This window comes from Enterobacter sp. RIT418 (assembly GCF_003057745.1).
Lineage (GTDB): Bacteria > Pseudomonadota > Gammaproteobacteria > Enterobacterales > Enterobacteriaceae > Enterobacter.
Window position 1 is genome coordinate 1 of the sequence record NZ_QBJD02000004.1, and the last position, 14,122, is coordinate 14,122.

The window sequence follows — 14,122 nt, forward strand, 5'->3', positions numbered from 1 at the left end:
GGGTCTCCCCATGTGAGAGTAGGGAACTGCCAGGCATCAATTAAGAAGAACCCCGTACCGTAAGGTGCGGGGTTTTTTGCTTTGCGCTAAGAATCCCACTTAGCCTTTCTCTTAATCACTTATCCTGCTAATGAAATGTGTGATCGTGGTCTCAATGTATAATATAACAAAATTATAACATTTAATTTACGAAGCAATTGAGCCCTGTGGAGTCTACACGCGGCTGTTTATGGCAGGAGCATAGTCACAATGACAGACAGTATTACATCGAACGGGGCGCTGGATCACAGCGACACCCGGAGAAGGGTATGGGCAATCGTCAGTGCCTCTTCAGGAAATCTGGTCGAATGGTTCGACTTTTATGTCTACTCGTTTTGTTCACTCTACTTCGCACACATCTTTTTTCCCTCTGGAAACTCGACGACTCAGCTACTTCAGACTGCCGGCGTTTTTGCCGCTGGATTTTTAATGCGTCCGATTGGTGGCTGGCTGTTTGGCCGTATTGCCGATCGACGCGGACGTAAAACATCCATGCTGATCTCGGTATGCATGATGTGCTTTGGTTCGCTGGTTATTGCTTGCCTACCCGGCTATGCCACTATTGGAACCTGGGCACCGGCCCTGCTACTGCTCGCCCGTTTATTCCAGGGGCTGTCCGTCGGCGGAGAATACGGAACAAGTGCGACCTATATGAGTGAAATTGCCGTTGAGGGCCGTAAAGGATTTTACGCCTCTTTCCAGTACGTCACGCTCATTGGGGGTCAACTATTGGCAATCCTCGTGGTGGTGATCCTACAGCAGATCCTGACAGACGAGCAGCTTCATAGCTGGGGTTGGCGCATTCCGTTTGCGATGGGGGCCGTGCTCGCCATTGTGGCGCTATGGCTGCGTCGCCAGCTGGATGAAACGTCGAAAAAAGACGTTATGGCGCTGAAGGAGGCCGGGACATTCAAAGGTCTATGGCGCAACCGCAAAGCGTTTTTGATGGTCCTGGGATTCACTGCGGGGGGATCGCTCAGCTTTTATACCTTCACCACCTATATGCAAAAGTATCTGGTCAATACCACCGGAATGCATGCGAATGTCGCCAGCATTGTTATGACCGTTGCACTGTTTGTTTTCATGCTGATACAACCGGTCATTGGCGCACTTTCAGATAAGATTGGCCGACGCACCTCAATGCTGATTTTTGGCGGTCTATCTGCGCTCTGTACGGTACCGATTCTGTCCGCGCTTCAGCATGTGTCCTCCCCCTATGCAGCGTTTGCGCTGGTGATGCTCGCAATGGTTATTGTGAGTTTCTATACCTCAATCAGCGGAATATTGAAGGCCGAAATGTTTCCTGCGCAGGTACGCGCGCTGGGCGTTGGGCTTTCTTATGCGGTGGCAAACGCGCTATTCGGTGGTTCTGCTGAATATGTTGCGCTGACGCTCAAATCATGGGGGAGCGAAACCACCTTCTTCTGGTACGTCACCGTGATGGGGGCATTGGCATTTATCGTGTCGCTGATGCTGCATCGCAAAGGAAAAGGGATTCGTCTTTAGCGTTGCGCCATCTGCCAAACGGCGTAGCCGGTTGTCGCTCCGGCTACGTCCCAGGCGAAATCTTTCCAGCTCCAGCCGCTCCCGGAAGGGCGGCTATCCCACAATTCTTTCGATGCACCAAGGCTCACCGAAAACATAAAACCAATCGCCGCGCTGCGGTCCTGACTATAGCCCTGATGCTGAGCAACCTCATTACCGGCTGCGGACAGCATTGCTGATGCGAGAAAGTGTTGCGCTTTATCCTGACCGGACCAGCTATCGTTCGCCATATGGCTGCATCCGGTGAGTAAAAGAGTCGTAAGAAGGAGAGGGATACGCATCAGCAGGCTCCATAAAAAAGCCCTGTCGATGCAGGGCCAGAGAATTACAGAATACGGCTGATAAGCCGGTCGATACGGATACGGCGTAAACGACGAATAAGCTTGCGGACTTTTACCGGGTAATCGGCAATGCTTTGCAGATCTCGGTAGTGACGAACCACGGTAGTATGCGTGCGAATAAGCTCAAGTTCGCGTTCACGCTTAGCCGCAAGCTCGTGCTTCGGATCGTGGATCAGAATGGCATTTTCCAGATCCAGGCGCCAGGCGCGCGGGTTCAGGTTGTTGCCCGTCAGCAGCATCCACTCGTCATCTACCCACATCCCTTTCAGATGGTAGCTGTTGTCTTCATCTTTCCAGAGCCGCACAACCAACTGATCCGTGTTGACGTAGTACTGCAAACGACTCAGGAAACGGCGCAGGTTAATTTCATAAAGATACGGCAGCGCGCCGATGATCTTAAACGGCTGATCTTCTGGAATAAAGAAATCATTCGCCGTTTTGTCGCCAACGATAATTTCGACTTTCTTACCGTCGCGCAGCAGCTGAATAATGTTGCGAACCAGAATGGCTGGAAGGTTGAAATATGGCGTGCAGATGGTGAGCTTATGCTCTGCGCACGGCATCAGGTGGAAAATCGTTTTATTCAGCAGGCTCGATTTACCTAAACCGACCAGCGGAGTAACGGATAACTCTTCGTTATTGGCATCGCCCTGGAAGTGGTAAACCGCGTCACGCAGCTCCTGGCGGAAAGAACGAATATCGTTTTTAATTTCCGGGCTTTTAGGACGCTGAGGATCGTCAAGTCGATTCACACCACGACCGTGCACCAGGTTTTTATCAACCCAGTTAAACATGATATCGGCCATCTGCGGATTGCGAATCAGGTGGTAACGGTCGTAGCGGTATTTATCGAGCTGATGCAGGTAAACGTCATTCAGGCTTGCGCCGCTATAAAGCACGCTGTCATCAATAATGAAGCCTTTGAAATGGAGAACGCCAAGCGCTTCTCGCGTATTAACAGGTACACCGTATACCGGAACATCAACGCCCGGGTTTTCCTGTGCCGTGCGGCAATACCAGTCTGCATTGGTGTTCGACGCGGCAGCGCCGATGCGTCCGCGCTGGCCGCGATGCCAGTCAACCAGCACGCGTACATCCAGTTCAGGACGATGGCGTTTAGCTTCATAGAGCGCGTTCAGGATCGCACGCCCACCTTCATCCTGTTCAAGATACAGCGCCACAATGCAGATGCGTCGCGTCGCGCTGGCAATCTTTTCCAGAAGCGTCTCCCGAAAATGAGCGGGAGCGTAAAAGAACTCTACATCATCAACTGACTGAGAAATCTTCGGTAGTTGAGCAAGGTGTTGTTGATGTTTATTGCGCTTAAATTTTGACAACATCACAGTGCGTTTCTTCTCTGTTCATTGAAGGGTTGTCTGTACCATGCAAACAACATAAGCGGACAATGATACCACCAGTGCCGACCAAAGTGGTTAACATTTCCAGTAGCTTACTCGCGTTTATCGAAAGCGTTCAGCCGCAGAGTCAGGGAAACAATGCCTTCATCCAGCTGAATATCAACGTCAAATCCGAGTTTTCGCGCAAGGGTTACCATACCGCGGTTGTTTGGCATCGTAATGCCGTTCAGGCGTCGCAATCCGTGATCGCGCGTATAACTGATGAGTTTTTCGAGTAGCCGTCTGCCCAGCCCCAATCCTTTAAGATCGGAACGCACCAGCACCGCAAATTCGGCATCAACGTTATCCGGGTCAGAAATCGCCCGGGTCACGCCGAGGATCTCATCTCCCCGATTGGAACGACGAACGGCCACAAACGCCATTTCTCGATCGTAGTCGATCTGGGTCATGTTGGCTAAATCATCATGGGTAAACTCGTTGATTTCGCTAAAGTAGCGATAATAAAGATCTTCTTTGGTGACTTTTGAAATAAACGTTCTCAGCTGCGGTTCATCCTCCGGAAGGATGGGGCGAAACAGCGCGCGTTCTCCGTTCTTCATCTCTACCCACTCTTCAAGCTGCAGCGGGTAGGGGCGAATCGCCAGCCGGCTTTCGCGGTCGCCTTCGAATGGGGCAATATCAAGCGTCACGTCCAGCGCGGTAAATTCACTGCCGGAGGCGAGAAGGGGGTGAATATCCAGCCGCTGGATCTCCGCGCAATCGACGACCAGGTTAGACACCTGTACCAGAAACTGGCTCAGGCCTGCGATATCTAGCGGGCGTAGCGCGCTGCGGCCGCGGATCTTTTTACTTTTTATTGCCTGAATGATCAGGTATCGCGCCAGGTTCATGTTAAGCGGCGGAAGCGCCACGACGGCCTGCTCCTCAGGTCGCCACTCTATGCCGCCTTCGCCCAGCATGATTAGCGGGCCAAACACCGGGTCATGCTCCACCACCACCCGCAGCTCCTGAGCGCCCGCACGATTAGCCATGCTTTGCACCAGCAGCCCGTGAACCCTTGCCTGCGGCCATGCCATCTTCACGCGATCGATAATAGCATTGGCCGCCTGCTGAACTTCCGCCGCGGTACGCAAGTAAAGCATGACGCCCTGGACATCTGATTTATGTGGAATATCCGGCGAGCGAAGCTTAAGGGCGACCGGATAGCCGATTTGTTCAGCAATATGAACAGCCTCCGCGCTGTCGCTGGCAATCCAGGTTGGCAGCGTCTGCATGCCGTAGCTGCCCAGAATGGACTGAACCTCATGGGTGTCCAGCGAGGTTGCCCCCTCATCAAGCGCCTGCTGTAAAAGGCGGTGGGCGTCGAGCGTGTTGGCCGTGAGATTTCCGGGCAGGGCGGGCGTTTCGCGCAGCTGTTTCTGATTGCGGCGGTATTCCACCATATGCATAAAGGCGGTGATGGTACCTTCCGGTGTGCGATAAGTCGGTAACCCCGCCTCGCTGAATAGGCGTCGGGCCTCCTGCGAAGAAAACTCGCCGCACCAGTTCGTTAAGAGCGTGACGTATTTCCCGCGCGGATGGTTTTTTACCGCCTCAATGAGCGCCCGCGCGCTTTCGCTACCGGGCGCAACGGCGCTGGGTGAGTGGATAATAAGCAGCGCGTCAAAATCCTGGCTGTCGAGCAAGATGGATATCGCCTTAACGTAGCGCTCGCTGCTGGCATCATCGCGCAGGTCCAGCGGATTGCCGGGGGAAACGCTTGCAGGCAGCGCCTCTTGCAGATGCTGGAGCGTTTCTTCACCCAGCGCGGCGAGTTTCCCGTTGCGTAGCCACAGCTCGTCCAGCGCAAGCGCGGCAGGCGCAGCGCCGTTGCTGACGATCATCAGCTTCTCTCCGCGCAGCGGGCGCATATGGCTTAGCGTCTCTACGGCTGAAAAAAGCTCATGCGTATCCTGAACGCGCAGCAGGCCAGCGCGCTGTATCGCCGCGTCCCAGGCCGGGTCCATGCCGGAGTGAGAATGGAGAAGGCGCTGCGCCGCCGGGCTGCGCCCGCTTTTGATGACCAGGATCGGTTTATTTCGGGAGGCGCTGCGCGAGGCGGAAACGAAGCGGCGCGCATCGCCAAGGTGTTCTAAATAGAGAAGAATGGCGCTGGTTTTGCCGTCTCGGGCCAGAAAATCGAGCAGCTCGTCGACGTCAATGTCCAGGCTATCGCCGAGGGCGATGAAGTAAGAGAAGCCCATTTCCCGCTGCTGGGCCCAGTCGAGAATAGTGTTCGATACGGCAGCGGACTGGGAGATAAAAGCCAGCTTGCCTTTGCGAATCGGTACGGGGGAAAAGCTGGCGTTTAACCCCTGCCACGGCGCCAGCAGGCCCAGACTGTTAGGGCCTAAAATTCGCATCTGGTACAGCCTGGCACACGCCAGCAGCTCGGCCTGCTGTTCAGGGGGCGACGAAAGAATGATGCAGGTTTTACAGCCTTTCTGCCCGAGTGATTCCAGCAGTTCCAGATTCCGCTTTGCGTGCGTACAGAGGATGGCTAAATCGGGCTCGAAGGGCAGGCTTTGTACGTCCGGCCAGGCAAGCACGCCCTGAACCGCCTTGTAAGCGGGCGTGACGGGCATCACGGGGCCATTGAATCCACCGGCCAAAAGGTTACGCATCATCAGATAACCGGCGCGATCCGGCTTCATTGATGCGGCAATAACGGCTATGGATTTCGGACGTAGTAGCGCTTCTAACCCTCGCTGGCTCATGCAGATCTCCTGTTAATGCAAGCGACCTGATGATTTTAAACGCTTTCTGCCTCGCTTGCTGTGACGTTGCCCTTATGAACGGTTTTTCCCGCCAGATAGCGTTCGCGGAAGCAGGTAAAATGGTTGCCCAGCGCGGCGGCGGCCTGCGTGTCACCTGCCAGGTCGAGAAGCGCGATCGCCACTTCTGCGGTGCAATATTGTCCGTCGGCATGCGCTTCGCGCAGGCGGTAGGCCGAGACGCGAGACAAATCGACGGAAATGACCGGCAGTGCGTCAAGGTACGGACTTTTACGAAACATCTTGCGCGCTTCCGTCCAGGTGCCGTCAAGCATAATAAACAGCGGCGGCTTACCGGAAGGGGGGGCGGAGAATACCTGACGATGCTCTCCCGCGTAGGAGGCCGGGAAAACGACCATTGGCTGGTAGGCCTCGGTTCTGACCAGGTCGAGCAGCCCCTGTGGAGGCTCGGTTCGTGACCACTGAAACGCGGCGGTATCGGGGAGGATATCGGCAATTAAGCGTCCCGTATTGCTCGGCTTCATTGGCTCGGTATCGAACATCACCAGGCAAAAACGGCTCTCTGCACTGCTCGGCGCAAGCGTTTCACACAGGCAAACCTTATGCGGCAGCAGGCAGCGCTGACACCGGCGGATGCGGTTACCGCGGGCGAGAAAAGGACGAGTCGCGCGGGCAAGGCGTTCGGCGCGGAGTTGAAGAACGGCATTATCAGTCATGGGCGGAATGCGGGAAAAAGCCTATTTTCGCAGAGGTGAGAACGGGGCACAAGATGTGCCCCGTGATTGTTACACGGACTCGTTAAGCCAGCTCTCGAACGGGGCCTTAGGCACCGCGCCGTTGAGCATGTCGATAACCTCACCATTTTTGAAAATCATGATGGTCGGGATGCTGCGAATGCGATAGCGGGCGCTGAGCTCGCGCTCCGCTTCGGTGTTCACTTTCACAAAGCGCATTTTGCCGCTGCGCTCTTCGGCCACATCCTCAAAAATAGGCGCGAAGCTGCGGCAGGGGCCACACCACGGCGCCCAGAAATCAACAACCACCGGGAGATCGTCCTTGAGGAGTTTGTCCAGCGTAGCACCGGTAGCGTTAATGACGTCACCATCAAACAGCTCATGGCCACAACGCCCGCATTTCGCACCATCGTCAATCCGATCTTCCGGAATGCGATTAAGAGCCTGACAGTTGGCACATACGGTATTCATAACTAACCTCTGATAAAGCCGTGGGACAGCGGCAGAATGCCGATAATGTTTCTGATATGTTACATATTATCAATGAGGCTGTTTAAAACGACAATGCGTTTTATTCAATGAGAACAATAGTCACAGGCTTTTGTACGAAATTATGGCTATGCGCTGGCACATCGGGTAATCTGCGCGCTTCGCGCAGCGCTGGTGGAGAAAAGCATGAACGACGAAATGAAAAACAAAAGCGGCAAGGTCAAAGTGATGTATGTCCGCAGTGATGATGACTCTGATAAACGCACCCAAAATCCGCGTACCGGAAAAGGTGGCGGGCGTCCGGCGTCCTCTCGTGCAGACGGTGGCCGTCGCCCCGCCCGCGATGACAGAAATACCCGTGGTGATGACCGCAAACGTGATGACCGTAAGCGTGACGATCGCAAACGCGACGACTTCTCGCGCGAGGCGTCATCTCCGTGGCGCACCGTTTCCCGCGCCCCTGGCGATGACGCGCCGGAAAAAGCCGATCACGGCGGCATTAGTGGTAAAAGCTTTATCGATCCGGAAGTTCTGCGCCGCCAGCGTGCAGAAGAGACCCGCGTGTACGGTGAAAATGCCTGCCAGGCCCTGTTCCAGAGCCGTCCAGAGTGTATCGTTCGCGCCTGGTTTATCCAGAGCGTTACGCCACGCTTTAAAGAAGCGCTTCGCTGGATGGCGGCAAACCGCAAAGCGTACCACGTGGTTGACGATGCCGAGCTGACCAAAGCGTCCGGCACCGAGCACCACGGCGGCGTTTGCTTCCTGATCAAAAAGCGTAACGGCACCACCGTTCAGCAGTGGGTCAGCCAGGCGGAAGCCGATGATTGCGTGCTGGCGCTGGAGGATGTGGGCAACCCGCATAACCTGGGTGCAATGATGCGCAGCTGCGCGCACTTCGGCGTGAAGGGCGTTCTGCTGCAGGATGCGGCTCTGCTTGAGTCTGGTGCGGCTATCCGTACCGCAGAAGGCGGTGCCGAGCACGTTCAGCCGATCACTGGTGATAGCGTTCTGGACGCGATCGAGCAGTTCCGCAAAGCGGGCTATTCCATTGTGACCACGTCAAGCCACGCCGGCACGCCGCTGTTCAAAGCAACGCTGCCGCGCAAGATGGTGCTGGTGCTGGGTCAGGAACGTGATGGTCTGTCAGATGCCGCGCTGTCCAGCGCCGATCTGAGCGTCTCTATTGACGGGACGGGCAATGTAGAAAGCCTCAACGTTTCCGTTGCAACCGGCGTCCTGCTGGCTGAATGGTGGCGTCAGAACAAAGCATAAGCCTTTATGCTTTGTGTATGCCCGGCAAGCCGGGCATACATACTCAATTTATTCACTCTCTGCCGGTATCACGGGCATCCAGTCAATCGGCTTTTCGCCACGCTTTTCCAGCCACTCATTTGCCAGAACAAAATGGTTACTGCCGAAGAAGCCGCGATGCGCGGAGAGCGGTGATGGGTGCGGCGCTTTCAGTACGTGATGGCGCTGGCGGTCGATAATCGCCCCTTTTTTCTGCGCATGTGATCCCCACAGTAAAAACACAACCCCTTCGCGATGCTCGTTGATAAGGCTAATTACCTTGTCAGTAAAGGTTTCCCATCCCAGGCTAGCGTGGGAATGCGCCTGACCTGCACGCACGGTCAGCACGGTGTTTAACAACAGCACCCCCTGATGCGCCCAGCTTTCAAGATAGCCGTGTTTGGGACGAACAAAGCCTGGTATCGTGCCTTCAAGCTCTTTATACATATTTAACAAAGAGGGCGGAATGGCGATCCCTGGACGTACGGAAAAGGCAAGGCCGTGCGCCTGCCCCGGCCCGTGATAAGGATCCTGGCCGAGGATAACGACCTTAACATCGCTCAGTTCGGTATAGCGAAACGCGTTGAAAACATCCTTCTGCGGGGGATAGATCGTCTGGCCGGCCTGACGTTCTGCCGCAACGGTGCTCAGCGTGTTAATGAAGTAGGGCTGCTGCTTTTCATCTGCCAGCACGTCATGCCATGTCAACGGTGTGCTCATCTCGCTCTCCTGCGAATTTCAAAACTGCGCCTAGCTTACCCGTTAACGCGTGATGAGCAAAACGTGACGACAAGATTCGTCTCTAAGTCCTTAAATTTTATTTTAAAAAGTGTGTAATGATTTGAATTGGTAAGGAGTTTAAATTGATTTAAAACAATAAATTCAGACCGCACTCTTTATGTGGTTGGTGTTTTTGTTGATTTAAATCAACAAATCACCCGAGCCTGGGTGATATATATACACACAAGCAACAATGGTTTTACCAATTGGCCGCGAGCGGCCGAATCCAGATAATGTAGCCTAAGGGAGGCAACACATGATTACGGGTATCCAGATCACTAAAGCGGCAAACGACGACCTGATGAACTCTTTCTGGCTGCTGGACAGCGAGAAAGGCGAAGCGCGCTGCGTTGTAGCAAAAGCGGGTTTTGCGGAAGATGAAATCGTACCGGTCAGCAAGCTGGGCGAAATCGAATATCGTGAAATTCCAATGGAAGTGAAGCCGGAAGTTCGCGTTGAAGGCGGTCAGCACCTGAACGTTAACGTTCTGCGTCGCGAAACGCTGATGGATGCCGTTGAGCACCCGGAAAAATACCCACAGCTGACCATTCGCGTGTCCGGCTATGCGGTACGCTTCAACTCTTTGACCCCAGAACAGCAGCGTGACGTCATCGCTCGTACCTTTACTGAAAGCCTGTAAGGTTTTTAGCCACGGGGGTGGAATAAAAAAGCCGGGATAATCCCGGCTTTTTTTTACTCTTCGCTTTTAGATTCTGGCGCAGCAGCAGCGCTTGGCTTACGGCGCTTGCCCTTGTTCTTGGTGTCGCGGTGGCGCAGCTTCACGCGCGGCTTCTCTTTTTCTTTCTCTTTTCTTTCTGCGCGTTTTGCCAGCGCTTTCTTGGACGGCTTGCCCGTCATCTTTTCGCTAGGGGCGCGGGTCGTCGGGCGAAGCTCATTGATCACGCGGGCCTTCAAAGGCTCATCGACATAGCGGCCAATTTTTTGCAGCAGCAGGTAGTCGTGCGCCTCGACCAGAGAGATCGCAACACCCTTGCGGCCAGCGCGACCGGTACGGCCAATGCGGTGCAGGTAGGTATCCCCGCTGCGCGGCATATCGAAGTTGATCACGTGACTTACGTCAGGAATATCGATCCCGCGTGCGGCAACGTCGGTGGCGACCAGAACATTCACGCGGCCATCGGTCAAACGCTTGATGCCTTCGGTACGCTTCACCTGCGCCATCTCGCCTTCAAGGTAGCAGTTGTTGATCCCGGCATTGCGCAACATTTCCGCCAGCTCGTGCACGCGCTCGCGCTTACGTACGAAGACGATGGTGCGGGTCGCATCTTCCTGCTTCAGCAGGTGCTTAAGCAGCTCAACCTTGTGCTCAAGGTTATCCGCACGGTAGTACCACTGGTGAATTTTTTTACGTTCGCGGGTTGACGGCGTAGCGGACACCTCCGCGGGATCTTCCAGCAGACGCTCTGCGAAGTCTTTAATCGCTTCCCCTTCAAGGGTGGCAGAGAACAGCATCGTTTGGTTGCGCCAGCGCGTTTCACCCGCGATATGTTCGATATCCTGTGCAAAGCCCATGTCCAGCATGCGGTCCGCTTCGTCGAGGATCAGCGTTTCAACCGCGCGGCAGTCAAAGTTCTCTTCTTTGATGTACTGCAGCAGTCGGCCCGTCGTCGCCACGACGATGTCCTGGTTTTCACTAAACACTTCGGCGTGGTTCATGTACGCAACGCCGCCGGTGATCGTGGCGATATCCAGGTGAGTATTTGCCGCAAGTTCGCGCGCGTGTTCGGCAACCTGCATTGCCAGCTCGCGCGTTGGCGTTAAGATCAAAATGCGCGGCGGGCCAGATTTTTTACGTGGGAAATCGAGCAGATGCTGCAAGACAGGCAGCAAGTAGGCTGCTGTTTTCCCCGTGCCGGTTGGCGCAGAACCGAGCACATCGCGTCCTTCCAGCGCAGGCGGAATGGCCGCGGCCTGAATGGCGGTCGGGCGTGTGAAGCCTTTGCTCTCAAGTGCATTGAGCAGGCTTTCATCGAGTTCAAGTTCGGAAAAAGTCGTTACAGTCATGTTCTACCTCTGTGTGGGGCGCTGATTATAGACGTTACGGCTGTAATCTTCATCTGTTTGTATGGATATCGCTTTTCGACCACTTCGCTTTCCCCTATGCTACCCCGGTTTCGTTTAGAAGGTTGCCCCGTCATGTCTCAACTCAAAGCGCAATTGCGCCGCGATGGTTTCACATTCAAACAGTTCTTTATTGCTCACGATCGCTGTGCGATGAAAGTAGGTACAGACGGTATCTTACTGGGCGCGTGGGCACCTGTCGCAGGTGCAAAACGCATTCTTGATATTGGCACCGGCAGCGGGCTGCTGGCGTTAATGCTGGCGCAACGCACGGACGAACATGTCACCATCGATGCCGTGGAACTGGATGCCGGGGCGGCGCGGCAGGCGGCCGAAAATGCGTCCGAATCCCCCTGGGCGAACCGCGTAAAAGTGGAATGTGCCGATGTGCTGGCCTGGGCACCAGAGCAAACGGCGCGTTACGATCTTATCGTCAGCAATCCACCTTATTATGCGCCGGGCGTAGAGTGTGCGACGCCGGCGCGCGAGCAGGCGCGCTATACCGGATCGCTCGATCACCGTGCGCTATTAACCAGTGCGGCAGAGCTCATCACGGAAGAGGGGTTTTTCTGCGTGGTGTTACCGGAAAGTACAGGCAATACCTTTATAGCGATCGCGCAGGAGATCGGCTGGAACTTGCGCTTGCGCACCGATATTGCCGATACCGAAAGCCGTTTGCCGCACCGCGTGCTGCTGGCGCTCTCACCCAAAGAGGGGGAGTGCTTTAATGACAGGATGGTGATCCGCGGGCCAGACCAGCGATATTCCGAAGACTACACTGCTCTGACCCAGGCGTTCTATCTGTTTATGTGAACGTGCGGGGACAGTACCGACGGGCCGGATTCTGCCAGCGCGTCGGGAAAGTCCAGGGTGTAGTGCAGGCCGCGGCTCTCTTTACGCATCATCGCGCAGCGAACGATCAGCTCAGCGACCTGCACCAGATTGCGCAGCTCCAGCAGATTGTTGGACACGCGGAAGTTTGCGTAATACTCATCAATCTCCTGCTGCAGCATCGTAATCCGACGCAGGGCGCGCTCGAGACGTTTCGTGGTACGCACAATCCCAACGTAATCCCACATCAAGAGCCTCAGCTCATGCCAGTTATGCTGGATAACGACCCGCTCATCCGGATTGTCCACGCGGCTTTCATCCCATTCTGGCAAATGTTCCGCCAGGCGGGCGTAGGGCATGCGTTTGGTAATATCTTCAGCGGCTGACCAGCCGTAAACCAGACACTCCAGCAGCGAGTTGGACGCCATTCGATTTGCGCCGTGCAGGCCGGTGTAGCTCACCTCACCGATGGCATACAGCCCATCTACGTCGGTACGCCCGTGCTCGTCAACCATCACGCCGCCGCAGGTATAATGGGCGGCGGGCACAATCGGCACCGGGTCGCGGGTCAGATCGATGCCCAGGCTCAGCAGCTTTTCGTAAATCATTGGAAAGTGCTGGCGAATAAATCCGGCGGGCTTATGGCTAATATCCAGATACATGCAATCCACGCCCAGGCGCTTCATCTCGTGGTCAATGGCGCGGGCCACGATATCGCGCGGCGCGAGCTCGCCCCTGTCGTCAAAATCAGGCATAAATCGAGAGCCGTCCGGGCGCTTGAGATAAGCTCCTTCGCCGCGGAGGGCTTCCGTGAGCAGAAAGTTTCGCGCCTGAGGATGGAACAGGGCGGTGGGGTGGAACTGGTTAAACTCGAGGTTAGCCACGCGGCAGCCTGCGCGCCAGGCCATCGCAATGCCGTCGCCAGAGGAAATATCCGGGTTGGTCGTATATTGATAAACCTTTGACGCACCGCCTGTGGCCAGCACCACGGCCTTCGCGCGGCAGGTTTCCACCGCTTCTTTATTACGATTCCATACCCAGGCTCCAACAACGCGGCGCGTGCCGGGCAGGCCAATCTTGTCGGAGACGATCAGGTCGACCGCATTGCTGCGCTCCAGAACCTGTATGTTGGGATGTCCCAGCGCCTTGCCGACCAGCGTGGTCTCCACCGCTTTCCCGGTGGCGTCTGCGGCGTGCAGAATGCGACGATGGCTGTGTCCGCCTTCACGCGTCAGGTGATAGCTCTCTTCACCGTTTGGCTGAACGTGGGTATCAAACAAAACCCCCTGATCGATAAGCCACTGAACGCAGTGTCGGGCATTGCTGGCGACAAACTCTGCGGCGCGTGCGTCCACGATGCCGGCTCCGGCAACCAGCGTGTCTTCAACGTGTGAGGCGATACTGTCCGTTTCATCAAACACGGCGGCAATGCCGCCCTGCGCGTAAAAGGTTGAGCCTTCGCTTATTGGCCCTTTACTCAGCACAATAACCTTTTGATGCTCGGCCAGCCGGAGTGCCAGCGAAAGTCCAGCAGCGCCGCTGCCGATGATAAGGACATCACAATGCAGTTCGGATGATGTAGTCATGATGATTTTGTTTAATTTACTAAACAGTGTTTGGTCAGAGTAGCACTCTAACGGGATATATCGCACGTTTTTTTTGCTTCCCGTTGTGGAGGCTAAACAAGGGCTGGTGCGTTGAAAAGCGATAAATAGGCGAAATTATTTTGCGAAGCAGATCGTTAGCTTCAGATTTTGTAGTGAAATAAACCCGGTGTTGCGTTACTCTTCTGGCGGGAAATGTATTGTTTCTTGTGAGAAAGTGGGTACGTATCGTGAACAGACTTATAATGAGAGAAA

General features: G+C 55.1%; 12 protein-coding genes. 4 read left to right on the plus strand and 8 right to left on the minus strand.

Annotated elements, in window-relative coordinates; genetic code table 11:
- Positions 1-249 precede the first annotated feature (249 nt).
- Positions 250-1,545, plus strand: coding sequence for an MFS transporter (locus DBY73_RS05315; RefSeq protein ID WP_112010170.1), 1,296 nt, complete (start codon positions 250-252; stop codon positions 1,543-1,545).
- On the opposite strand, the gene DBY73_RS05320 is transcribed toward DBY73_RS05315, so the two are convergent.
- The 5 genes from DBY73_RS05320 to trxC all read right to left on the minus strand — a co-directional run bounded on the left by DBY73_RS05320 (position 1,542) and on the right by trxC (position 7,262).
- Entirely contained in the window at positions 1,542-1,865 is a 324-nt protein-coding gene (locus DBY73_RS05320; RefSeq protein ID WP_112010171.1) for a YfiM family lipoprotein, read from the minus strand. The two genes, DBY73_RS05315 and DBY73_RS05320, sit on opposite strands and share 4 nt — an antisense overlap.
- Positions 1,866-1,909: 44 nt before the next feature.
- Positions 1,910-3,265 carry a CDP-diacylglycerol--serine O-phosphatidyltransferase gene (pssA, locus tag DBY73_RS05325; RefSeq protein ID WP_112010172.1) on the minus strand — a complete coding sequence of 452 codons (1,356 nt, stop codon included), beginning with the start codon at positions 3,263-3,265 and terminating at the stop codon, positions 1,910-1,912.
- Between the two features lie 110 nt (positions 3,266-3,375).
- Positions 3,376-6,039 (minus strand): protein lysine acetyltransferase, encoded by a 2,664-nt coding sequence (gene pat, locus DBY73_RS05330; protein ID WP_112010173.1) that lies wholly within the window; start codon positions 6,037-6,039, stop codon positions 3,376-3,378.
- A 35-nt stretch (positions 6,040-6,074) separates the two neighbouring features.
- Positions 6,075-6,773, minus strand: coding sequence for a tRNA-uridine aminocarboxypropyltransferase (gene tapT / locus DBY73_RS05335; RefSeq protein ID WP_112010174.1), 699 nt, complete (start codon positions 6,771-6,773; stop codon positions 6,075-6,077).
- A gap of 69 nt (positions 6,774-6,842) precedes the next feature.
- Positions 6,843-7,262, minus strand: a complete 420-nt coding sequence (gene trxC, locus DBY73_RS05340) for a thioredoxin TrxC (RefSeq protein ID WP_112010175.1) — start codon at positions 7,260-7,262, stop codon at positions 6,843-6,845.
- Positions 7,263-7,466: 204 nt separating this feature from the next.
- Here trxC and DBY73_RS05350 point away from each other — a divergent pair, with 204 nt between their 5' ends.
- Positions 7,467-8,552 (plus strand): tRNA/rRNA methyltransferase, encoded by a 1,086-nt coding sequence (locus tag DBY73_RS05350; protein WP_112010176.1) that lies wholly within the window; start codon positions 7,467-7,469, stop codon positions 8,550-8,552.
- A gap of 48 nt (positions 8,553-8,600) precedes the next feature.
- On the opposite strand, the gene ung is transcribed toward DBY73_RS05350, so the two are convergent.
- A complete protein-coding gene (ung, locus tag DBY73_RS05355; protein ID WP_112010177.1) occupies positions 8,601-9,290 on the minus strand; it encodes a uracil-DNA glycosylase in 690 nt (229 codons plus the stop codon).
- A 316-nt stretch (positions 9,291-9,606) separates the two neighbouring features.
- On the opposite strand from ung, the gene grcA reads away from it, so the two are divergent.
- Positions 9,607-9,990 (plus strand): autonomous glycyl radical cofactor GrcA, encoded by a 384-nt coding sequence (gene grcA / locus DBY73_RS05360; RefSeq protein WP_112010178.1) that lies wholly within the window; start codon positions 9,607-9,609, stop codon positions 9,988-9,990.
- A 53-nt stretch (positions 9,991-10,043) separates the two neighbouring features.
- Here grcA and srmB read toward each other — a convergent pair whose 3' ends face one another.
- Positions 10,044-11,375 carry an ATP-dependent RNA helicase SrmB gene (gene srmB / locus DBY73_RS05365; protein WP_112010179.1) on the minus strand — a complete coding sequence of 444 codons (1,332 nt, stop codon included), beginning with the start codon at positions 11,373-11,375 and terminating at the stop codon, positions 10,044-10,046.
- Positions 11,376-11,507: 132 nt separating this feature from the next.
- Between srmB and DBY73_RS05370 the strand changes: the two genes are divergently transcribed.
- The gene (locus tag DBY73_RS05370; RefSeq protein WP_112010180.1) at positions 11,508-12,245 is read left to right on the plus strand and encodes a tRNA1(Val) (adenine(37)-N6)-methyltransferase; all 738 of its coding nucleotides are present in this window, start codon (positions 11,508-11,510) and stop codon (positions 12,243-12,245) included.
- On the opposite strand, the gene nadB is transcribed toward DBY73_RS05370, so the two are convergent.
- Positions 12,230-13,849, minus strand: a complete 1,620-nt coding sequence (nadB, locus tag DBY73_RS05375; protein ID WP_112010181.1) for an L-aspartate oxidase — start codon at positions 13,847-13,849, stop codon at positions 12,230-12,232. The two genes, DBY73_RS05370 and nadB, sit on opposite strands and share 16 nt — an antisense overlap.
- Between the last annotated feature and the right edge of the window lie 273 nt (positions 13,850-14,122).